Annotated in this window: 20 protein-coding genes and 5 tRNA genes; 19 read left to right on the top strand and 6 right to left on the bottom strand. The window is 39.2% G+C overall.

What is annotated here, in order from left to right:
* Window positions 1–69: 69 nt before the first annotated feature.
* The 6 genes from truA (at window position 70) to purF (ending at window position 6,062) form a co-directional block, all read left to right on the top strand.
* Window positions 70–867 carry a tRNA pseudouridine(38-40) synthase TruA gene (gene truA, locus BW142_RS07745; RefSeq protein WP_007584098.1) on the top strand — a complete coding sequence of 266 codons (798 nt, stop codon included), beginning with the start codon at window positions 70–72 and terminating at the stop codon, window positions 865–867.
* 140 nt (window positions 868–1,007) lie between these two features.
* A complete protein-coding gene (gene accD, locus BW142_RS07740; RefSeq protein WP_007376856.1) occupies window positions 1,008–1,883 on the top strand; it encodes an acetyl-CoA carboxylase, carboxyltransferase subunit beta in 876 nt (291 codons plus the stop codon).
* Window positions 1,884–1,908: 25 nt separating this feature from the next.
* Window positions 1,909–3,174: a bifunctional tetrahydrofolate synthase/dihydrofolate synthase gene (gene folC / locus BW142_RS07735; protein ID WP_076924476.1), complete on the top strand. Its 1,266-nt coding sequence runs from the start codon at window positions 1,909–1,911 to the stop codon at window positions 3,172–3,174.
* Window positions 3,175–3,185: 11 nt separating this feature from the next.
* On the top strand, window positions 3,186–3,827 hold the full coding sequence (locus tag BW142_RS07730; protein ID WP_076924475.1) for an SPOR domain-containing protein: 642 nt from the start codon (window positions 3,186–3,188) through the stop codon (window positions 3,825–3,827).
* 195 nt (window positions 3,828–4,022) lie between these two features.
* Entirely contained in the window at window positions 4,023–4,517 is a 495-nt protein-coding gene (locus tag BW142_RS07725; RefSeq protein ID WP_007376853.1) for a CvpA family protein, read from the top strand.
* Window positions 4,518–4,535: 18 nt separating this feature from the next.
* Window positions 4,536–6,062 carry an amidophosphoribosyltransferase gene (gene purF / locus BW142_RS07720; protein WP_024600093.1) on the top strand — a complete coding sequence of 509 codons (1,527 nt, stop codon included), beginning with the start codon at window positions 4,536–4,538 and terminating at the stop codon, window positions 6,060–6,062.
* A 100-nt stretch (window positions 6,063–6,162) separates the two neighbouring features.
* Here purF and BW142_RS07715 read toward each other — a convergent pair whose 3' ends face one another.
* Complete coding sequence (locus tag BW142_RS07715) at window positions 6,163–6,762, bottom strand: Yip1 family protein (protein ID WP_024600094.1); 600 nt, start codon at window positions 6,760–6,762, stop codon at window positions 6,163–6,165.
* Between the two features lie 206 nt (window positions 6,763–6,968).
* Between BW142_RS07715 and miaE the strand changes: the two genes are divergently transcribed.
* Entirely contained in the window at window positions 6,969–7,730 is a 762-nt protein-coding gene (miaE, locus tag BW142_RS07710; protein WP_076924474.1) for a tRNA isopentenyl-2-thiomethyl-A-37 hydroxylase MiaE, read from the top strand.
* Here miaE and BW142_RS07705 read toward each other — a convergent pair.
* From BW142_RS07705 to BW142_RS07695, 3 genes are all read right to left on the bottom strand, one after another.
* Window positions 7,727–8,521, bottom strand: a complete 795-nt coding sequence (locus tag BW142_RS07705; RefSeq protein ID WP_076924473.1) for a transporter substrate-binding domain-containing protein — start codon at window positions 8,519–8,521, stop codon at window positions 7,727–7,729. The two genes, miaE and BW142_RS07705, sit on opposite strands and share 4 nt — an antisense overlap.
* A 54-nt stretch (window positions 8,522–8,575) precedes the next feature.
* The gene (locus BW142_RS07700) at window positions 8,576–9,313 is read right to left on the bottom strand and encodes a UDP-2,3-diacylglucosamine diphosphatase (protein ID WP_024600097.1); all 738 of its coding nucleotides are present in this window, start codon (window positions 9,311–9,313) and stop codon (window positions 8,576–8,578) included.
* A 76-nt stretch (window positions 9,314–9,389) separates the two neighbouring features.
* Complete coding sequence (locus BW142_RS07695) at window positions 9,390–9,881, bottom strand: peptidylprolyl isomerase (protein ID WP_076924472.1); 492 nt, start codon at window positions 9,879–9,881, stop codon at window positions 9,390–9,392.
* A 155-nt stretch (window positions 9,882–10,036) separates the two neighbouring features.
* Between BW142_RS07695 and cysS the strand changes: the two genes are divergently transcribed.
* Window positions 10,037–11,416: a cysteine--tRNA ligase gene (gene cysS, locus BW142_RS07690; RefSeq protein ID WP_024600099.1), complete on the top strand. Its 1,380-nt coding sequence runs from the start codon at window positions 10,037–10,039 to the stop codon at window positions 11,414–11,416.
* A 72-nt stretch (window positions 11,417–11,488) separates the two neighbouring features.
* Here cysS and folD read toward each other — a convergent pair whose 3' ends face one another.
* Complete coding sequence (gene folD / locus BW142_RS07685) at window positions 11,489–12,343, bottom strand: bifunctional methylenetetrahydrofolate dehydrogenase/methenyltetrahydrofolate cyclohydrolase FolD (RefSeq protein ID WP_076924471.1); 855 nt, start codon at window positions 12,341–12,343, stop codon at window positions 11,489–11,491.
* A gap of 352 nt (window positions 12,344–12,695) precedes the next feature.
* Between folD and BW142_RS07680 the strand changes: the two genes are divergently transcribed.
* The 11 genes from BW142_RS07680 to BW142_RS07630 all read left to right on the top strand — a co-directional run bounded on the left by BW142_RS07680 (window position 12,696) and on the right by BW142_RS07630 (window position 22,193).
* Window positions 12,696–12,772, top strand: a tRNA-Pro gene (locus tag BW142_RS07680).
* A gap of 55 nt (window positions 12,773–12,827) precedes the next feature.
* Window positions 12,828–12,904 (top strand) — tRNA-Arg (locus tag BW142_RS07675).
* Window positions 12,905–12,927: 23 nt separating this feature from the next.
* Window positions 12,928–13,003: transfer RNA gene (locus tag BW142_RS07670), tRNA-His, on the top strand.
* 14 nt (window positions 13,004–13,017) lie between these two features.
* Window positions 13,018–13,094: transfer RNA gene (locus BW142_RS07665), tRNA-Pro, on the top strand.
* Between the two features lie 70 nt (window positions 13,095–13,164).
* Window positions 13,165–13,241 (top strand) — tRNA-Pro (locus BW142_RS07660).
* 378 nt (window positions 13,242–13,619) lie between these two features.
* Complete coding sequence (tig, locus tag BW142_RS07655; RefSeq protein WP_024600100.1) at window positions 13,620–14,924, top strand: trigger factor; 1,305 nt, start codon at window positions 13,620–13,622, stop codon at window positions 14,922–14,924.
* 164 nt (window positions 14,925–15,088) lie between these two features.
* Window positions 15,089–15,706, top strand: a complete 618-nt coding sequence (clpP, locus tag BW142_RS07650) for an ATP-dependent Clp endopeptidase proteolytic subunit ClpP (RefSeq protein ID WP_024590978.1) — start codon at window positions 15,089–15,091, stop codon at window positions 15,704–15,706.
* Window positions 15,707–15,841: 135 nt separating this feature from the next.
* A complete protein-coding gene (gene clpX, locus BW142_RS07645) occupies window positions 15,842–17,125 on the top strand; it encodes an ATP-dependent protease ATP-binding subunit ClpX (RefSeq protein ID WP_002958344.1) in 1,284 nt (427 codons plus the stop codon).
* 151 nt (window positions 17,126–17,276) lie between these two features.
* The gene (gene lon, locus BW142_RS07640; RefSeq protein WP_076924470.1) at window positions 17,277–19,646 is read left to right on the top strand and encodes an endopeptidase La; all 2,370 of its coding nucleotides are present in this window, start codon (window positions 17,277–17,279) and stop codon (window positions 19,644–19,646) included.
* A gap of 183 nt (window positions 19,647–19,829) precedes the next feature.
* The gene (locus tag BW142_RS07635; RefSeq protein ID WP_157823336.1) at window positions 19,830–20,120 is read left to right on the top strand and encodes an HU family DNA-binding protein; all 291 of its coding nucleotides are present in this window, start codon (window positions 19,830–19,832) and stop codon (window positions 20,118–20,120) included.
* Window positions 20,121–20,291: 171 nt separating this feature from the next.
* Window positions 20,292–22,193: a SurA N-terminal domain-containing protein gene (locus BW142_RS07630; protein WP_076924469.1), complete on the top strand. Its 1,902-nt coding sequence runs from the start codon at window positions 20,292–20,294 to the stop codon at window positions 22,191–22,193.
* A gap of 108 nt (window positions 22,194–22,301) precedes the next feature.
* Here the strand turns inward: BW142_RS07630 and BW142_RS07625 are convergent, their stop codons facing one another.
* A complete protein-coding gene (locus BW142_RS07625) occupies window positions 22,302–22,793 on the bottom strand; it encodes a VOC family protein (protein ID WP_076924468.1) in 492 nt (163 codons plus the stop codon).
* Window positions 22,794–22,877: the final 84 nt, after the last annotated feature.

The following is a 22,877-nucleotide window of genomic DNA, read 5'->3' as shown; positions in this document are numbered from 1 at the left end:
CTCCTTTTATTGCATCGTTAGATAGCATAAAATGCCTCGTTCATTAGCACAGTAGGTAAAACGGTAATTATGCGAGTAGCACTTGGAGTTGAATACAACGGCGCACGTTACAGTGGTTGGCAGCGTCAATCACATGTAAATAGCGTACAGCAAGAAGTAGAAAAAGCGTTGTCGCGTATCTGTAATCATCCTGTTGAGGTTATATGTGCAGGGCGTACAGATGCTGGTGTGCACGGTACAGGCCAAGTAATACACTTTGAAACGCAAGCCGATCGCGATATGGTCGCATTTACACTAGGTATGAATACTTTAATGCCTAAAGATATTGCTATTCGCTTTGCCCAACCGGTTGCTGATGACTTTCATGCCCGTTTTAGTGCTACAGCCCGTCGTTATCGCTATGTTATTTATAACTCCCCCCTACGAGGAGCTGTATTAAACGAGGGTGTTACGCATTTTCATCACCATCTTGATGAAACAAAGATGCAAGAGGCGTGTCAGTATTTAATAGGTAAACACGATTTCACCTCTTTTAGGGCTATACATTGCCAAGCGAATACACCGACAAGAACAATTCATCATCTGTCGGTACAGCGCCAAGGTACTTACGTTATTATTGATATTAAAGCGAATGCATTTTTACATCATATGGTACGTAATATCACAGGCAGCTTAATGGATGTTGGTTTACATAAACAACAACCTATATGGATAAAAGAGCTACTTGATTGTAAAGAACGCGCAAAGGCCAGTGCTACCGCTAAGGCCGCTGGTTTGTATTTAGTGGATGTTGACTACCCTGAGCAATTTAATATTCCTCAAACACCTTTAGGCCCTTTATTTTTGCCTGATATAGATGTGGTATAAGTACTTTTTATAAGCACTTTGAACTACTAAGACCAGTTTTTTATACCGCGTTAGTGTAATTCATGTTTTAATTGAAAAAATTTGTCTGCTAATTGCTATTAGTAGGCTCGCGACACAGAACAGTATTAAGAGAGTTGCAAATGAGTTGGCTAGAAAAAATCTTACCTAAAACGACAAAATCATCAGGTCGTAAAGAAATCCCAGAAGGTGTTTGGGCTAAGTGTACATCGTGTGATTCAATTTTATATAAAGCTGAATTAGAAAAGTCATTAAACGTATGTCCTAAGTGTGACCACCACATGCGTGTTAGTGGCCGTAAGCGCCTAGAGCACTTTTTAGATGAAGGTGATCGTCAAGAGCTTGGTACACAACATGAGCCTAAAGACATTCTTAAGTTTAAAGATTCTAAAAAGTACTCTGACCGTATCAGTGCAGCGCAAAAAGCAAGTGGTGAAAAAGATGCACTTGTAGCTATGAAAGGCCGATTAAAAGGTATTCCGGTAGCAGCGGTAGCATTTGAATTCTCATTTATGGGGGGGTCAATGGCTTCTGTTGTTGGCGCTCGCTTTGTTGATGCTGTTGATCAATGTTTAGAGCATAACATGCCGCTTATTTGTTTTTCTGCATCAGGCGGAGCACGTATGCAAGAAGCGCTTATGTCGCTTATGCAAATGGCTAAAACAAGCGCTGCACTTGCAAAAATGACTGAAAAAGGTCTTCCATTTATTTCAGTAATGACCGATCCAACAATGGGTGGTGTATCGGCATCACTTGCTATGCTGGGTGATATTAACGTTGCTGAACCTAAAGCGTTAATTGGTTTTGCAGGTCCTCGTGTTATTGAACAAACTGTTCGCGAAACATTACCAGAAGGTTTTCAGCGTAGTGAATTTTTGCTAGAACACGGTGCAATTGACATGATTATTGACCGCCGTGAAATGCGCGATACCCTTGCACGCATTTTAGCTAAATTTATGAACTTGCCTTCTACGGAACAAGAGCATAGAGTAGCGTAAATTTCAGCTTTACTGATTACACGCTATGACAAAATCAATTCCTAGCCAATCATCAAGCCTTGATGATTGGCTTTTTTATTTAGAAAGTGTTCACCCAGCTAACATTGCAATGGGGTTAGAACGAGTTGCTAATGTTGCCAACACTATTGGCCTTTTAAACACCCCAAGTAAAATTATTCTTATTGCCGGTACAAACGGTAAGGGCACCACTGCACGCTGCTTAGAGTCGCTATTGCTAGCGCAGGGGTTTAGCGTGGGTACTTACGCATCTCCTCATTTAATTCGTTATAACGAGCGTGTACGAGTTAATGGCGAAGAACTGGCAGACCAATTCCATATAGATGCTTTTCACCAGCTTGAGCAAGGCCGTAAAGACACTCCTCTGACTTATTTTGAATACGGTACTTTGGGTGCGTTGGCAATTTTTAAACGCTGCAGCGTCGATTATGTATTACTAGAGGTGGGTCTAGGTGGGCGCTTTGATGCTACAAATATAGTAACTCCCTTTGCAAGCGTGATCACCACCATCGATTTAGATCATAAAGAGTACCTAGGTGATACACGAGAGTTAGTGGCTTATGATAAAGCCGGGATTTTTCGTGAAAATACGCCTGCTATTATAGGGGATTTAAATATTCCTCACACAATGACTGATTATGGCAAAGAGATTAATGCCAATATGACGTTGTCGGGCAGTGACTTTATTTTCAAAGAAAATGCTGAGAGCTTTAATTGGCAATATAAAGAACATAATCTTGAAATAGATAAGCCAGCAATACCGTGTCAAAATGCAGCAACGGCGTTAACTGCACTAAGTGTTTTAAGCTTATTACCTAGTGAGCAAGTCATACGAAGTTGCCTCGCTAATTTAGTTGTAGAAGGGCGGTTTCAGCAGTTAACTACTGAGCCTTTAGTCTTTACCGATGTAGCACATAACCCTGAGTCGGCACGTTATTTAGCCAATAAGTTATCAAGCTATAAAGATAAAGGCTTTAAAATTCATGCATTAGCCGCTATGCTTGCTGATAAAGATAAAGCAGGTGTACTTAAAGAAGTAAGTCACTTAGTCGATGAGTGGTCATTAGCTAGTTTAAGTGGCTCCCGAGGCGACACTGCAAGTAATTTACAAAATGCGCTGCAGGGTATATCTCATCATAATACTATCAATAGCTATGATAGTGTGGCACAGGCACTAAGTGTAATTTTACCAAAACAACAAAGTGATACTATGTTGATTGTATTTGGTTCATTTTTTACAGTGGCCGGCGCTATTAATTACTTTAAAAAATAGAGAGGATGTCGGTGAACTCAAGTTTTATTAATCGCTTAGTCGGAACAAGTATAGTAGTGATCGCAGCAATTGTGTTTATCCCTAATATACTCGATGGCGAAAAAGTGCATTATAAAGAAGGCTTTAAAGCGATTCCTGATAGCCCTGAGTTCAAAACAATCGATCTTCAAGAGTCAATTGATGAAAACATGGCTAATGCTGAACCACTAAAACAAGATGAAATTGAAGATATTCAAGCTGATGATGAAGCTTTTGAGCAGCAAAATGCTATGGATGAGAGTGACTACGCTGTAGAGAATAAAGTTGTTGAAGCGACTATTGAACCTAAAGCTACACCAATTACAAAAGCGCCTGTTCAAGCTAAACCAAAATCTATTGCGCCTCGTAAAAGTGATGAAAACCTAACAAGTATGGCTTACGTTATTCAATTAGGTAGCTTTTCACATGTTGCAAATGTAAAAGCATTACAGGCTAAATTAAAAGTTGAAGGGTTTAAAACGTTTACTAAACCGATTAAAACCCCAAATGGGACGTTAACCAAGGTATTTGTTGGTCCTTCGCTTGATAAAAATGAATTACAAAAGCAGCTTCCCCAGCTGAAAGAGCTTACTAAATTGAATGGTAAAGTTACGCAATACGAAGTTACAAAATAATTATAAAGAGGCTTGTATCACAAGCCTTTTTTTATTTATTTATATTTGTTTTTATCATTATCTTTATCTCATAATACCCATTCTATAATGTTAATTTTTTGTATTGACTACAACCCAGTAATCTCCCGTTTAAACTTGCATACTAACGATGTTTGGGTATAGAATGCGCCCCAAATTAGCGACTAATTGGTTCTTATGATCTGGGTTGATTACGCCATTATTGGCATCATTGCATTGTCTACCATCATCGGTTTAATACGCGGCTTTGTAAAAGAAGCAATGTCATTAGCGGTATGGGCTGGCGCCTTTATCATCTCTAGCTTATTTTACCAATATTTAGCTTCCTTCCTAACAACCATTTCTGAACCCCTTTTAAGAAATGCTGCGGCCATAGCCATATTATTCTTTGCGACGCTACTGTTAGGCGGTTTACTAAACTATATTTTAGGTGAGCTTGTACATCGTACTGGTTTATCGGGTACCGACCGTGTTTTTGGCATAGTGTTTGGTGCTCTACGAGGCGTGTTGGTCGTGAGCGCGTTACTCTTCTTTCTTGATGCTTTTACTGGTGCACCCAATACGCACTGGTGGGGCAATTCTATTTTGATTCCAGAATTTGGCTTTGTAGTTGAATGGTTCTTTTCGTACCTAGAAAACAACTCGAGCTTTTTAAATTCAGTAAACCGTTAATCGGCGAGGATAAATTACATGTGTGGTATCGTTGGAATAGTCGGAACATCCCCTGTGAATCAGGCGATTTATGATGGCTTAACTGTTTTGCAGCACCGTGGTCAAGATGCCGCGGGTATCATTACCATTGAGAATAATACGTTTAGCTTACGCAAAGCAAATGGCCTTGTGAAAGATGCCTTTCACACCCGTCATATGAAACGACTCCAAGGTACAATTGGCCTTGGCCATGTGCGTTATCCTACAGCAGGATCTTCAAGCTCATCTGAAGCACAACCTTTTTATGTTAACTCACCGTTTGGTATAGCGCTTGCCCATAATGGCAACCTTACTAATGCAGAAGCTTTAAAAGAGCAGTTATTCTCAGAAGCACGTCGTCACGTTAATACAACGTCAGACTCTGAAATTTTACTTAATATCATGGCACATGAATTAAGTAAGTCTGATAAGTTGCATTTAGACCCTGAAGATATTTTTACTGCGGTAACCGAAGTAAACAATAAAGTAAGCGGTGGCTATGCAACGATTGCTATGATTATCGGCCATGGCATTGTTGCTTTTCGCGACCCTAATGGTATCCGCCCACTTGTATTTGGTAAACGCGAAACCGAAAAAGGTACTGAGTACATGTTTGCCTCAGAAAGCGTTGCGTTGAAACCGGATGGTTTTGAGTTTGTACGTGATGTTGCACCTGGTGAAGCTATATATGTTACAGAAGAGGGTGAATTCCATTCACTTAGTTGTGCTGATAAGGCATCTTACTCGCCGTGTATTTTTGAATTTGTTTATTTTGCTCGACCTGACTCAACAATAGACCGTATGTCTGTGTATGCAACACGTGTAAATATGGGGACTAAACTAGGCGAAAAAATTGCACGCGAATGGGCAGACAAAGATATTGATGTAGTTATCCCAATTCCAGAAACTTCATGTGATGTAGCGCTGGAAATTGCACGTGTACTTGATTTACCGTATCGCCAAGGTTTTGTTAAAAACCGTTATATTGGTCGTACATTTATCATGCCTGGTCAGGAAATGCGTAAAAAGTCAGTGCGTCAAAAGCTAAACGCAATTGATCGCGAATTTAAAGGTAAAAATGTATTATTGGTTGATGACTCAATTGTTCGTGGTACAACATCAGCACAAATTGTTGAAATGGCCCGAGAGTCTGGCGCTAAAAACGTTTACTTTGCATCAGCGGCACCTGAAATACGCTTCCCTAATGTGTACGGTATTGATATGCCTTCAGCAGCTGAGCTTATTGCTCACGGACGTGAAGTAGAAGATATTAATGCAAGCATAGGGTCTGACGGTTTAATCTTTCAATCGTTAAAAGATTTAATTGCAGCAGTTAGCCAAGAAAATCCTGAAATTACTAAGTTTGAAACCTCAGTATTTGATGGCCAATATATTACTGGCGATATTGATCAAAACTATTTAAATCGAATTGATAAGCTACGTAACGATTCAGCAAAAAGCACCCGCGAAAGTGCGATGTCTTCAAGTTTAGAAATACACAACCAAGACGAAAACGAAGCTGATTAATGGTTATTGATAAAAACTATTAAATATAAAAAAAGGAGCTAATTAGCTCCTTTTTTGCGAAGGAAAGAAAGGGAATATTTCCATCAAACACGACTCTTTATTAAGTAAACATAGGGCTAACAATCCCATTTGTCCAAAGCATCGCTGTTACAGCTAAAATAATAACCAGTAATATTAATCCACACGTTACTACCGAGCTGGCGTAAATAAAGCCACGCTCTTCGGGGATATGCATAAGTATAGGTACGCCGGTATAGAGTAAATAGACCGAGTAAGCTAGTGCAATAATTCCTGCACAAACTACAAACCAGAGTACAGGCCAAAAAGCGGCGAGTGCTGACATAAACACTGGCGTTGCAGTATATGCTGCAAGTTCAAGTGTTTGTGTAAATGTAGGCTTAGAGCCAAATGTAACGGCCATCCAATGGGCTAAATAAGCCAATGCGAATACGCCCGCTATTAAAGCAAAATACATTGCGCCTGCAATTAGCAGAGCACTATCGTGTGTTAAAAATACGGGATCGCCGGCACCTATACTCCACCCTAAATAAACAGATGAGTAGTAGCCCATTATTGAAGGGAATAAAGCAATCAATAAAATATGTGACAAACTATAGGTTAAACTTTCATGGCGATTATCTATTGTTTGCCATTCTTCAAGTGGATGAGCATAAATGCCCCAGAGGTGATTCAATATCATAGTGCTTACTCCATAAAAGGAACGTATTACTGTTTTGGTTGGTTTATTTTTATACAGTCTTTGTACAGTTATGGTTCACTTATTTTGCAAAGTCAAGTTAACTAGCTATTAACATTATCAAGTCGGTGAGTGCTTTGATTTATCCCAAACAAAATTTCGTGTTAAAATAACGGTCTATCAAATTTATTTAGTAATGAGCAGTCGACGTGCCACATAGCCAACTTTTAGAGCCGATTAATAACTTTTTATTGTGTACCACCCCAGAGCAGTGGGTGCGGCAAGCAATTAAAAAAGAAAACTTATCAGTCATTTTAATAGATCACTTAATTTGTGAATTAAAAGCAGCTCAAAGTGCGATGTTTTTAATACGTAAATACGCGGTAGATAAAGAGGGTAGTGATGCATTACTCGAGTGGCTAAAGCCGTTTGAAACGCTTATTTATAAACGAGAAGGTAATTGGCGCGATCTGGCAGCTAAAAATAAGCTAACTAAATCCATAATTCCTAAATCGAGTTCTCCATATGGGCAAGGGCTAATCGATAAAATGGTTTTGCTGATAAAAGAAGAGCTACATCATTTTTATCAAGTTCTCGAAATTATGGACGAGTACGGTATTGAATATCGTAGTATTACACCATGTCGTTACGCAAAAGGTATGCTTCGTCATGTTAAAACGTTCGAGCCTGATGCATTAGTCGATAAGCTAATAGTAGGCGCTTATATTGAGGCGCGTTCGTGTGAGCGTTTTGCAAAGCTTGCACCGCATGTTGATAAACGCTTAGGTGATTTTTATATTTCGTTGTTACGTTCAGAAGCGCGTCATTACCAAGATTATTTAACTTTAGCGCAAGAAATTGCTGATTTTGATATTACCGAACGCGTAAACTTTTTTGGTGAAAAAGAAAAAGAGTTAATTTCTACAACCGATACTGATTTTAAATTTCATAGCGGTATTCCTACTGTTTAAATATCCTCATTTTCTTTTAAAAAATTAATATACTCTGTTATTTTCTGATTGCTGAAATTATGTTTTTTCATAATTTTAGCAATGCGACCATTGTTAATTATTATATCAATTCCTCTATTAAATTTTTGTAAGTATTCTTTGGCCCTATAATTTGATTTAGAGACAACTAAATATAGTTTATGAGAAGCAAGATCTGGCGATAAATACTCAATATTATTATCATCCGAATCTTCGGTTTTAGTGTTTTCAAGCCAATATTTTCCAACCTCTTTAGTACCCGCGACTAAATCAATACGCCCTTGTTGTAGTAAATATAAGCTTGTAGGAAGACTTTTAGTGGACGTTATTGCCAGATCCGTATTTCTAGCAAACTCTTGGCTTACAACGGCATTGTCTTCTATACCAATACTATAAGGAGTTAATGATTGAACTGTACCATCGAAATTAATAATACTTTCTTTTCGCTTAAAAACTCCTGAGTGAGCAACTGCAAGTGGACGGGAGTAGTAAAAAACTTCATTTCTTTTTAATGAATAAAAAGCACCTAAAATAGCTGTTTTTCTGTTTTTTTCTAATAGCTTTAAAGCGCGATTCCATGTCGTAAACTCGACTTCGCTATTAATACCTTGTGTTTTAAGTGCTGATTGGGCTATTTCATATAACCAACCATTATTGGGCAAGTTTTCGCTAAAATAGGGAGGGTAGTTTTCAGTAACAATTTGCCATGTTTGTTCGCTAAATACTTTTGTTGGAATGGCAATTACTACGATGAAAATTAACAGCTTAATCATTAAACCTCTCACTATTATTCAAATGTATAGATAAATAATAGTCAGAATTTTAAATTATGCGAAAGGCGTGCTAATTAATTCTTGTGATTGAGGGGTAACGACTAAATAAGAGCCTTGGGTGTACCAGTCACCTAGCACTGTGCGAGTAAGTGTTTGTTCATTAACTTTATACGTATGAACATTAGGGCGGTGAGTATGACCATGAATCATATTCGTAACGTTATGTTTGGCAAAGGTTGCAAGTACAGCTTCATCGACAACGTCTAAAATTTCGATAGGTTTATCAGCCTGGCTTAATTTACTTTTTTCGCGGGCATTACGCGCTATTTTTTTACGATACCAAAGCGGCATTGCAAGCATCAATTTTGGCCACCACCAACCACGGCTCTTTTTACGAAATTTTTGATACTCAGTATCTTGAGTACACATTTCGTCGCCATGTAAAATTACGGTAGGCGTACCATATAAATCAATGACTGTTTGTTCATCGAGTAATGTCATTGCGGCCATGTCGGCATACTGCTTGCGCATAATGAAATCACGATTGCCATGGATAAAGTAAACAGGTGTGCCACCATCATTAATGGCGCTTAAATGTTTTGCTACATCGGCACTCAGAGCAGTAATGTAGTCATCTCCAACCCATACTTCAAAAAAATCACCCAAAATATAAAGTGCATCTACATCTTTATTTAGTATATGTGTATTTAAAAAGTCAAAAAATGCAGCGCTGATGTCGGGGCGGTTTTCGCTTAGGTGTAAATCTGCAATAAAGTAAGTTTGGCGAGTCATAGGTTAGTCTATTTTTTATTAAATAAAAGCGGGCAGATGCCCGCTTAAGTGCTCACAATAGTGTAAGCAAACGCTATTAGCTAACAGTAACACTTTCGATGATCACATCATCAAGAGGTACGTCTTGGTGAAAACCAGTACTACCTGTTGCAACTACTTTAATTTTATTTACTACGTCCATGCCTTCTACTACTTCAGCAAAAACACAATAACCCCAACCTTGCGATGTTTCGCTGCTATGGTTTAAAAAGTCGTTGTTGTTCACGTTAATGAAAAACTGTGCTGTAGCTGAATGAGGATCAGGTGTACGTGCCATAGCTAAAGTGCCTACTTTATTAGACAGACCGTTATTAGCTTCATTTTGAATTGGGTCGTTTACTTCTTTTTGTTCCATACCTGGAACAAAACCACCGCCTTGAACCATAAAACCATCGATTACGCGATGAAAGATAGTGCCGTTGAAAAAATCAGCATTTGCGTACTCTAAAAAGTTTTTAACTGTGTTTGGAGCTTCTTTCTCAAACATTTTAATGGTGATGTCACCAAAATTAGTGTGTAGAACAACCATGTGTTTTCCTATATCCGGTTTAAATATTGGCGCTATTTTATCGTAGTTGGCTAAGATTAACAAAGTAGATGTTTGGTTTGTTATAAAGCGCTAGAGCAGGGGCTTTTCAAGTGGTAACATAACTGTTCAAGTAAATAGTCAAGGACTCAAAGTAAATGGTAAATATATACAACACACTCACGCGACAAAAAGAGCAATTTAAACCTATGGTCGAAGGAAAAATCGACATGTATGTGTGTGGTATCACCATTTATGATTACTGCCATATTGGACACGCTCGTACTTTTGTAGGTTTTGACGTTATTGTGCGCTACTTACGTCATATTGGTTACGATTTAAAATATGTGCGAAACATTACAGATATCGACGATAAAATAATTAAACGGGCGAATGAAAATGGTGAGTCAATAAATGACTTAACTGTGCGCATGACTAAAGCAATGCATGAAGATTTTGATAGTTTAAATATGCTACGCCCAGATATTGAACCGACAGTTACAAGCCATATGGATGAAATTATCGTTATGGTTAAGCGCTTGATTGAAAAAGGCCATGCCTATGTTGCAGCTGACGGCGATGTTTTGTTTGATGTATCAACGTTTGAGCAATACGGTGCACTTTCTCAGCAAGATTTAACGATGTTGCAATCAGGTTCTCGCGTTGAAGTGGCTCAAGATAAAGACGATCCACTTGATTTTGTGTTATGGAAAAAAGCTAAAGCAGGTGAGCCATCATGGTCATCACCGTGGGGTGAAGGGCGACCGGGTTGGCATATCGAATGTTCGGCAATGAGCTCAAAACACCTAGGCGAGCATTTTGATATTCACGGTGGGGGGTCTGATTTACAGTTTCCACATCATGAAAACGAAATTGCGCAATCGTGCTGTGCAAATAACGGCAAGTATGTGAATACATGGATTCATACTGGCATGGTTCAGGTAAACAAAGAAAAAATGTCTAAGTCGTTAGATAACTTTTTTACTGTGCGAGAAGTTTTAAAAGCATACGATGCCGAATCTGTTCGTTACTTTTTAATTTCAGGCCATTACCGCAGCCAACTAAATTACTCACAAGAAAATTTAGACCAAGCGCGTTCATCACTTGAACGTATTTATACAGCGCTTCGTGATGTAGAACCGGTAGAGTGCGATTTAGAAGGCAATGAGTTTGTTGCTAAATTTAGAAAAGCAATGAATGACGACTTTAATACACCAGAAGCACTACCTGTGTTGTTCGAACTTGCTAAAGAACTAAACCGCGTGAAAGACACTGATGCAGGCCAAGCTGGCAAATTAGCCTTTATATTGCGCAGCCTTGGTGAAGTGCTAGGGGTTGCTCAACAAGCACCGGAAGCTTTTTTACAAGGCGGGCAAGATGACGACGAAGTTGCGACAATTGAAGCATTAATTGTGAAACGTAATGAAGCACGTGCGAGTAAAAACTGGGCTGCTGCTGATGAAGCACGTGATGCGCTTAATGCATTAGGCGTAATACTTGAAGATTCAGCCGGTAAAACAACGTGGCGTAAAGCGTAAACGTTCAAAGTAATTCACGTTTAACTAAAAAAGGGTTGCCAAATGGCAACCCTTTTTTGATTTTTTAACTGCTTAGCTGTGATATTTCTCACATGCTTCAAGTGTGTTTTCAATTAAGCTAGCGACCGTCATCGGGCCAACGCCACCCGGTACGGGTGTAATAAAATGCGCTTTTTGTTCAGCCACACTGTATTGAACATCACCGACTAATTTACCCGTATCTAAGCGGTTAATGCCTACATCGATAACGATAGCGCCTTCTTTTATCCAATCTCCAGGTATAAATTCAGGTTTACCTACAGCCACAACTAATAAGTCAGCGCGGCGAACATGCGTTTCTAAGTCTTGAGTAAACTTATGGCACACTGTGGTAGTACAACCGGCTAATAAAAGCTCTAACGACATTGGACGACCAACAATATTTGACGCGCCAACTACCACGGCATGCATCCCTTTATAACGTACACCCGTTGAATCAAGTAATGTAATAATACCTTTAGGCGTGCATGGGCGAAGAGCAGGCATACGCTGTGCTAACCGACCAATGTTATATGGATGAAATCCATCAACATCTTTATGTGGGGTAATACGTTCTAAAATCTTTTCAGCATCAAGGCCTTTTGGCAGTGGTAACTGCACTAAAATCCCATCAACTTCGGCATCATTATTTAGCTCGTCAATTAAATCTAAAAGAGTTTGCTCTTGTGTGTCTGCTGGTAAATCAAATGATTTAGAGATAAAGCCAACTTCTTCACAGGCTTTACGTTTTGAACCAACATAAACTTGGCTTGCTGGATCAAGTCCAACGAGCACTACTGCAAGTCCTGGTGCACGTAAACCATTTACTACACGTTCACTTACGCGTTCTGCTACAGCGCTACGTACTTGTTTTGCGATTGCCTTACCATCAATGATGTTTGCCGTCATGGGTGACCTTTAATTGGGGTTAATTAACTAGATACCGATACTCTAAAAACGAGTGCATAATAAAATAGGGGTAAAAATGCTAATAAAGAAAACATACTCTTTATATAACTCGTTTTATAATGTGCCTACTATTTTCGCAGAAAAGCATAGCAGCGCCAAGTTGCTTTTAATGTATATAACATTTGAGTTGTTAAATAGTTTAAATTTCAGCCGACTATTGTAATATTTAACCATTGTGCACTAAAAATGAGCACTTGATTGGTTTTATTAAAAAAACGTTTGACCTAACCCCGTCAAATCACTATTATGCACCCCGTTGTCAACGAGGTCACTCGCTAACAATAATAAGTTTCGGCGATTAGCGCAGTTTGGTAGCGCACTTGGTTTGGGTCCAAGGGGTCGCAGGTTCAAATCCTGCATCGCCGACCATCTTTATAATTTATTATAATCGAATAGCTTATTGGTAAACTATGAAGTTTTCGATGCGCCCATAGCTCAGCTGGATAGAGCAACGCCCTTCTAAGGCGTGGGTCGAAGGTTCGAATCCTTCTGGGTGCACCATTTGAAAACATGTAAATATAGCGGTGATTGTAGCTCAGTTGGTAGAGCCCCGGATTGTGATTCCGGTTGTCGTGGGTTCGAGCCCCATCAGTCACCCCATTTACAACGAATATCGGCGATTAGCGCAGTTTGGTAGCGCACTTGGTTTGGGTCCAAGGGGTCGCAGGTTCAAATCCTGCATCGCCGACCATTTTCTTAAAATGGTCTTAAACTCTCAGTTTAAGTGTTCAGTATGAAAAAAGAAGTTAACTCTTCAATGTCGGCGATTAGCGCAGTTTGGTAGCGCACTTGGTTTGGGTCCAAGGGGTCGCAGGTTCAAATCCTGCATCGCCGACCATTTTCTTATCTAATAAGAATAATAAATAAACTCCTCTAAGTTATAAATCTAAATTCGTTAGCCTTTAATTCTATTAAATAATTTGTATTTTATTCTATTCAATGCTCAGTTAGCCTGTTTTTTATTCAGTTAGTCTCTATAGTCCCTTATCTAGTCCAAATAATTGCCCCCTATACTCGACTATCATAAATATTAGGTTATAATGCCGCGTCTATTGTTTAACATAGTGCCCGAAGGGCAAAGCAGCAATGGTATCTCATGGTAGCGACGGATGTTTTTAAGTGTGAAAAACCGCTTAAACTTTATCAAGACTCATGCAGATCACTTTGTTTGTAAAGGAAGGCGAACAGTCGCCAAAATTGAATATTGAGGTAAATCATGCAAGTTTCTGTTGAGACGACCCAAGGCCTTGAGCGCCGTATAACTATCACCGTTCCTTCAGAGAACGTTGAGACCGAAGTAAAAAAACGCCTACAACAACTGTCAAAAACACAGCGTATAGATGGTTTCCGTGCTGGTAAAGTTCCAGTATCTGTAATTAACAAGCGTTTTGGCCCTGCAGTTCGTCAAGAAGTTGCTGGCGAAGTAATGCAACGTAATTTTTACGAAGCAATCGTTTCTGAAAAAATCAATCCAGCTGGCGCGCCTACATTCGCACCTAAATCACTTGAAGCAGGTAAAGATTTAGAGTTCTCAGCAACGTTTGAAGTTTACCCTGAAGTTGAAGTTCAAGGTTTAGATAAAATTACTGTTGAGAAACCAGCGGTAACAGTAACTGACGAAGATTTAGCTAACATGCTAGAAACACTTCGTAAGCAACACGCTGAGTGGGCTGATGTTGATACAGCTGCTGGCGAAAACGACCGTGTAACAGTTGATTTCGTAGGTACTATCGACGGTGAAGTATTTGAAGGCGGCAAAGCTGAAGACTTCCCATTAGAACTTGGTCAAGGTCGTATGATCCCAGGTTTTGAAGATAACATCGTAGGTAAAAAAGCAGGCGAAGAAGTAGTTGCTGATGTAACTTTCCCTGATGATTACCACGCTGAAAACTTAAAAGGTAAAGCGGCTCAATTCACTATCACAGTGAAAAAAGTTGAAGCGCAAGAATTACCAGAATTAAGCGAAGAGTTTGCAACTAAATTCGGTGTTACCGAAGGCGGCGTAGACGCGCTTAAAGAAGAAGTTAAAAAGAACATGACACGTGAGCTAGACCAAGCGGTTAAAGCAAGCGTTAAAGACCAAGCAATCAAAGGTCTTTTAGCTAACAACGAAATCGAAGTGCCTAAAGCACTAGTTGATCAAGAAGTTGATGCTCTACGTCAGCAAGCAGCTCAACGTTTTGGCGGCGACGCTCAAAACATGCCAGAGCTTCCAGCTGAATTGTTCCACGAGCAAGCTGTAACACGTGTTAAAACTGGCCTTTTATTAGGTGAAGTGATTAAAGCTAACGAGATTAAAGTTGATGACGCTAAAGTTGAAGCATTAATTGCAACGGTAGCTTCTGCATACGAAGATCCAACTGAAGTAGTAGAATACTACAAAGGTAATGATCAACTTATGCAGCAAATGCGTAATGTAGCAATGGAAGAGCAAGCTGTTGAAGCTATTTTAGCTAAAGCAGTTGTTACTGATGTTGAAAAAGCATTTGATGACATCATGAATCCACAGCAAGGTGCTTAATAAGTCATTGACTTAAGCTCTCGCTAACGATTAAATGGCTCGTGCTACTCTGTTTATACAGCGTGCCCGGGCCATTTTAGTTTTTGGCTCTAAATTTGCGAAAAACGATAACTATGCTTCCTTATAATAAGGATAAGTATAAGCGCATAAGGAATTAAATAAGTATGAATACTGGTATTACAGATCCCCTAAATGCATTGGTCCCAATGGTTGTTGAACAAACACCAAAAGGCGAGCGCTCGTATGATATTTATTCGAGATTATTAAAAGAGCGTATTATCTTTTTAACAGGTCAAGTTGAAGACAACATGGCAAATCTGATTTTAGCGCAAATGCTATTTTTAGAATCAGAAAATCCTGATAAAGATATCTTTTTATACATTAACTCACCAGGTGGTTCAGTAACTGCGGGTATGGCTATTTACGACACAATGAACTTCATCAAACCAGATGTAAGTACAATATGTGTAGGTCAAGCTGCAAGCATGGGTGCTTTTTTACTTACTGCTGGCGCTAAAGGTAAACGTTTTTGTTTACCAAACTCTCGTGTGATGATTCACCAACCATTAGGTGGTTTCCAAGGTCAAGCATCTGACTTTGAAATACACGCTAAAGAAATTCTGTCTATTAAAGCTAAGCTTAATCGCTTAATGGCTGAGCATACAGGCCAACCATTGGATATTATCTCTAAAGACACAGATCGTGATAACTTTATGAGTGCCACGCAAGCTGTAGATTACGGCTTGGTAGACTCAGTTTTTACAAATCGCGATAAAAAGTAAGCGCTTGGTGAGCAGGATTGCCTGTTTGCCACTTTGAGTTACTATGCGAAAACTAATAAATTTTGGTATAGTTAAAGCGTATTGAAATAGCCGCCAACAGTTTTGGTGGCCAACGTAATAAAATGAGGTAGCTGAATGTCTGACACTCCTACAGACGGCGACAAAAGTAATAAATTGTTATACTGCTCTTTTTGTGGCAAAAGCCAACATGAAGTGCGTAAATTAATTGCAGGCCCTTCAGTATACGTTTGTGATGAATGTGTAGAGTTGTGTAACGATATTATCAGGGAAGAGATCAAAGACATTGCTCCTAAGCATGATACGTCTGACAAACTACCTGTACCAAAAGAAATTCGTAAACACTTAGACGATTATGTTATTGGTCAAGATCATGCTAAAAAAGTATTGTCTGTTGCCGTTTATAACCATTATAAACGCCTACGTAACCAATCGACTAAGCAAGACATTGAATTAAGTAAAAGTAATATTTTGCTTATCGGTCCAACAGGTAGTGGTAAAACATTACTTGCAGAAACGTTAGCGCGTCTACTTGATGTGCCGTTTACTATGGCCGATGCCACTACATTAACCGAAGCAGGCTATGTAGGTGAAGATGTTGAAAACATCATTCAAAAGCTTTTACAAAAGTGCGATTACGATGTTGAAAAAGCGCAACGTGGCATTGTTTACATTGATGAAATTGACAAAATTTCTCGTAAATCAGATAACCCGTCAATTACGCGTGATGTATCGGGCGAGGGCGTTCAACAGGCGCTACTTAAACTAATTGAAGGCACAGTTGCTTCTGTTCCACCGCAAGGTGGTCGTAAACATCCACAACAAGAGTTTTTACAAGTAGATACTTCTAAAATCTTGTTTATTTGTGGTGGCGCATTTTCAGGTTTAGATAAAGTAATTGAGCAACGTAGCCACAAAAATACCGGTATCGGTTTTGGCGTTAGCGTAAAAGAGTCTGCGGCGAGTCGTTCTTTAAGTGAAACATTTAAAGACGTAGAACCAGAAGATTTAGTTAAATACGGCTTAATTCCTGAGTTTATAGGTCGTTTGCCGGTAGTTGCTACGTTAACAGAACTTGACGAAGCTGCTCTTGTGCAAATATTAAGTGAACCTAAAAACGCGATTACTAAACAGTTTTCAGTATTGTTTGGTATGGAAGACGTTGAACTTGAGTTCCGTGATGATGCCTTAGCTGCAATTGCTCACAAAGCAATGGAGCGTAAAACAGGTGCACGTGGTCTTCGTTCAATCGTTGAAGGTGTGTTGCTTGATACTATGTACGAACTTCCTTCAATGGATGACGTAAGCAAAGTGGTTATTGATGAAACCGTTATTAAAGGTGAGTCAGACCCAATCTTGATTTATGAAAATAATAAACAAGATAAAGCTGCATCAGAATAGTTTTTAAGCTATTTGAGTGAAAAAAGGAGCCTTAGGCTCCTTTTTTTATAATTAATTTAATCGAGTAAGGGAAAATTGTTGAACTTTAATTAGGTTATCCCCATATACTTGAGTAATCTTTAAAATAAATTAAGTGCGAAGAGAAACTATAATGACGCTTGAGAGAACCGACCGAGTCGAAATCCCAGTCCTTGCACTGCGCGATGTTGTGGTATATCCGCACATGGTGATCCCGCTTTTTGTAGGCCGTGAAAAATCAATAAAATGCCTAGAAGCGGCAATGGACAAAGACAAACAAATTTTCTTGGTTGCACAAAAAGATGCAACTGTAGATGAACCTGAGCAAGATGATATTTATCGTATCGGCACTATTGCCACTGTACTTCAGTTATTAAAATTACCGGACGGTACAGTTAAAGTTTTAGTAGAAGGTACACAGCGCGCACAAATCGAAGAATTTGTAGATAACGAAGACTTTTTTGTAGCTAATGCTCAATTTATTGAATCTGATTCGGTAGACGAGAAAGAACAAGAAATTTTTATTCGTAGCGCAATTAGCCAGTTTGAAGGCTATGTAAAGCTAAATAAAAAAATTCCTCCTGAAGTACTAACTTCAGTTTCAGGTATTGATGAGCCAGCGCGCCTTGCTGATACAATGGCTGCCCATATGCCATTAAAAGTACCTGAAAAACAAAAAGTGCTAGAAATTTCAAACGTGACAGAACGTCTTGAATATTTAATGGCATTAATGGAAGGCGAAATAGACTTACTGCAAGTTGAGAAAAAAATTCGTACCCGCGTTAAAAAGCAGATGGAAAAGTCACAGCGCGAGTATTACCTCAATGAGCAAATGAAAGCCATTCAAAAAGAATTGGGTGAGCTTGATGATGTACCTGATGAATTTGAAGCACTTAAAAAGCGCATTGAAGAATCGGGTATGCCAACAGAAGCACAAGACAAAGCGACGACAGAGCTTAATAAGCTTAAGATGATGTCGCCAATGTCTGCAGAGGCCACTGTAGTGCGTTCATACATTGATACGTTAATTAACGTACCTTGGAAAAAACGCTCTAAAGTGAAAAAAGACTTAGCAGGCGCGCAAAAAATTCTTGATAGCGATCACCATGGCTTAGATAAAGTAAAAGAGCGCATTATCGAGTATCTCGCGGTACAACAGCGTACCAATAAGCTTAAAGGGCCAATTTTATGTTTAGTTGGGCCACCAGGTGTTGGTAAAACATCCCTAGGGCAATCTATCGCGCGTTCAACTGGTCGTAAGTATGTGCGTATGGCATTAGGCGGCGTACGTGATGAAGCTGAAATTCGTGGTCATCGCCGTACATATATCGGTTCAATGCCAGGTAAGTTAATTCAAAACATGACAAAAGTGGGCGTTAAAAATCCATTATTCTTGTTAGATGAAATTGATAAAATGTCAGCTGACATGCGTGGAGACCCAGCATCAGCTCTATTAGAAGTGCTTGATCCAGAGCAAAACAGCCATTTTGCTGATCATTATCTTGAAGTAGATTACGATTTATCTGATGTTATGTTTGTAGCAACATCAAACAGCTTTAACATTCCTGGCCCATTACTGGATCGTATGGAAGTTATTCGCTTATCGGGTTACACCGAAGATGAAAAGCTAAACATTGCAAAAGAGCACTTAATTACTAAACAAGTAAAACGTAACGGCTTAAAAGAGTCTGAAATTGAAATAGAGGATAGTGCAATTATTGGCATTATTCGTTATTACACACGTGAAGCGGGTGTACGTAACCTCGAGCGCGAAATTTCAAAACTATGTCGTAAAGCCGTTAAAAATATCTTACTTGAAAAAGACACTAAAACAGTGACTATCAATCAAGATAACCTAGAAGACTTTTTAGGTGTGCAACGCTTTGATTATGGTAAAGCTGAAGACGGTGACCGTATTGGTCAAGTTACAGGCTTAGCATGGACAGAAGTTGGCGGTGATTTGCTAACAATCGAATGTGCGGCTGTACCAGGTAAAGGCAAGTTAACTTATACCGGTTCACTGGGCGATGTAATGCAAGAGTCGATTCAAGCGGCTATGACGGTAGTACGTAATCGTGCAGATACATTCCGCATAAATAGCGACTTTTACGAAAAACGTGATATTCACGTACACGTACCTGAAGGCGCAACACCAAAAGATGGCCCAAGTGCGGGTGCAGCAATGGTAACAGGTCTTGTATCTAGCTTAACGGGTAACCCTGTACGAGCAGATGTTGCAATGACCGGTGAAATTACGCTACGTGGTGAAGTACTTCCTATTGGTGGCTTAAAAGAGAAATTATTAGCAGCGCATCGTGGTGGAATTAAAACAGTCATCATTCCAAAAATTAACGAACGTGACTTAAAAGAGATCCCAGAGAACGTGCTGGCAGGTCTTGATATTCACCCAGTTACTTGGATTGACGAGGTGTTAAAGCTTGCTTTAGTGCATCCTGTTGAGAGTTTTTCGGTCGAAACACCTAAAAACCAAGAAAAAAGCTAAAAAAAGTGCTTTTTAGGGCTTTTCAAATCTAAACGGTATGATAAGTTAAGCACTGGTTTTCAAGCCTAGCCCTTATGGGGCGTAGGCTTAAGAAAAATATAATCATGTGAGCATTAAAAATTTGCTCTACAATTTTCAAAAAAGTGATGTTAGTTTAAAAAACCGTCGCTCTTGATAATAACAATGAAAGAGGATGATATTGTGAATAAATCTCAATTAATCGATCAAATCGCAGCTGATGCTGACATTTCTAAAGCGGCTGCAGGTCGTGCACTAGATTCATTCATCGAATCTGTATCTGGCGCGCTAAAAGAAGGCGACTCAGTTGCACTTGTTGGTTTCGGTACTTTCTCAGTACGTGACCGTGCTGCACGTTCAGGCCGTAACCCGCAAACTGGTGAAACAATCCAAATTGCTGCTGCAACTATTCCTGCTTTTAAAGCCGGTAAAGCGCTTAAAGACGCAGTAAACTAATCACTGTTTTAAACACATTAGTTATGGCGAGTGTAAAGTTACTGATTCACCACAACAGATGAATTAAGTAACTTTACCGCCAGTTACTTCAAGTGAAAAAGCGTATCTGGTAAGATACGCTTTTTTTACATGTGACAAGGTAAAATACCTTGATCAAAAAGAGATAAACAAATGCTTGAGAAAATCAGAGAAGGTTCGCAAGGACCTGTAGCCAAAATAATTTTAGGCGCGGTGATTTTATCTTTTGCCTTAGCAGGGATCGGTAGTTACTTAGGTCAAACCACAGAACAACCCGTTGCTGAAGTAAATGGAATTAAAATTAGTCAAACCGATTTTAACCGTGCTTACCAAAATGAACGAAGCCGTTTAGAGCAACAATTTGGTGAATACTTTACACAAATTGCCGCTGATCCAAATTACATGGCGCAAATTCGCCAAGGTGTAGTTGACCGCTTAGTACAACAAGAATTGCAATCACAGCTAGCGGCTGATTTAGGCCTTCGCGTAAGCGACGAAAGTGTACGTAAAACAATTTTAGAACTACCGTACTTTCAAATTGGTGAAAAGTTTAATAACGATCGTTACTTACAAGTAATTCGTCAAATGAACTTTCAACCAGATGCTTTTCGTGAATACTTACGTAAAGATATGACACGTAGTCAGGTAGTATCTGCTGTTGCAGGTACAGACTTTGCACTAGAGAGCGAGCTTAAAAGCGCAATCGCTCTGCAGCAGCAAACTCGTAGTATTGATTACTTAGTTATTAATAAAGAAGCGCTTGCCGCGAACGTAGAAGTATCAGAGCAAGAAGTGTCTGATTACTACGAGCTAAACGCATCACAATTTTTATCTCCAGAGCTTATCTCAGTAAGTTATATTGAGCTTAAAGCATCAGATATTAATGTTGAATCGGTAACCGAGGATGACGTTAAAGCGTATTACGAGCAAAATAAAGCACAATACGTTGAGCCAGAAAAGCGTCGCGTATCACATATCTTAATTGATAACAGTGAAGACGATGACGCAGCAAAAGAAAAAGCCAATGCACTTCATGCACAACTAGAACAAGGTGCAGACTTTGCTGAGTTAGCAGAATCATCATCTGACGATATCGTTAGTGGCGAAATGGGCGGCGATCTTGAATGGATAGAACGTGATGTAATGGACCCTGCATTTGAAGATGCGACTTTCGCACTTCAAAACAAAGGTGACATTTCTGAGGTTGTTGCTTCTGAGTTTGGTTATCACATAATTAAACTCACAGACATTCAACCACAACAAGTTAAAGCGTATGACGATGTTAAAGCTGACTTACGTGCTGAACTAGAACAAGCTGAAAAAGTAGATGCATTTTACGAAAAGCAAACTGAAATGGGTGCACTTGCATTTGAAATTTCAGACCGCTTAGACGATGCTGCAGAAGTTGCTGAAGTGGAAGTTAAATCTACGCCTCTTTTAGCACTTAATGCTCTTCCGGAGCCGTTAAACAGCCCTGCAGTTGTAACAGCACTAACATCAGTTGATTTACTTGAAGATAAAGTAAACTCTGAAGTTATTGAGCTTGGTGAGGAGCATGCAATTATTGTTCGTATTAACGAGCATAAAGCTGCTGCTACTAAACCGCTGGATGAAGTAAGCGAGCAAATTAAAGCGCGTTTAGTTAATGAAAAATCATCAGAGCTTGCTAAAGAAAAAGCGCGTAGCTTATTTGCAGAAGTACAAGCAGGTAAGAGCTTAAATGATGTAGCGAGCGAGCAAAGCTTAACTGTTCGTCAAGAAGCGCAGTTAACACGTCAAAGCTATACTGTTTCACCTGCTATTGTGACTCAAGCATTCAAAATGGCTCACCCAGCAGATTCTGCGGTAGTTGAGCTTGTTAATTTAAATAATGGTGATGCAGCAATTGTTGCGCTTAAATCGGTAACAGATGCACAAGTTGCAGCTAATATTGATCCTCAAGCAAAACAAAGCATTACTATGGCGCAAGCTAATAAAAACTACATGGTGTTTATTGAAGCGCTGAAAGCAAATGCTGAACTTAACTTACCAACGGCTACACAAACTGTTGAATAATTAATTTTAGCTCATAAAGAAAGGCGCTTTTAAAGCGCCTTTTTTATTGTCTTGAGCAAAGTTGATATATTACCAATTCGCTTAATTAAGCATTATTGCGGATTGGTATTAATTACCTCTGGCAATAAACTCAATCCGATTGCCGCTAGGCTCTCTTATCATCATATGTTGGGTTGGACCTTTACCTAAGTTTTCTGGTGCAAACTCTATGATAATATTATTTTGCATTTTTAAGTGTGTATGTAGCTCGCTTAACTTTTTGATACTTTCAACACTGAGTGCTAAATGGTGTAAGCCCACATTTTCTGCTCGATTAAACTCCACACGTTTTTCATCATTTTTTACGCGCCATAATGTAATGGTTATTTTATTGTTTGATAAAAAATAAGCGGGATAGGCAGGGTCATTTCCTAGCGTTTTAAAACCAAGTACATCAGTAAAAAATGCTTTGGATGCATTTAAGTTTGATACGGTTAAACCTAAATGATCAATGCCACCAACCCAACTTTTAGGGGCAGAGTTTTCGTCAGCTATTGAAGTTGTTGATAGCAGCAATAAAGCTAATGATGAAATGCCTGTGAGTAATGTTTTTTTTAGCATAGATCCTCTTTATGGTTTTAGTTGTTAAATTGCGCATTTAACAAAGACCTTCATAAACGAGGTTACATTGCAAAGAAGTCGAGT

Source organism: Pseudoalteromonas sp. EB27, assembly GCF_001974875.1.
Classification (GTDB): domain Bacteria; phylum Pseudomonadota; class Gammaproteobacteria; order Enterobacterales; family Alteromonadaceae; genus Pseudoalteromonas.
This window is presented reverse-complemented; position numbering and strand designations above follow the sequence as displayed.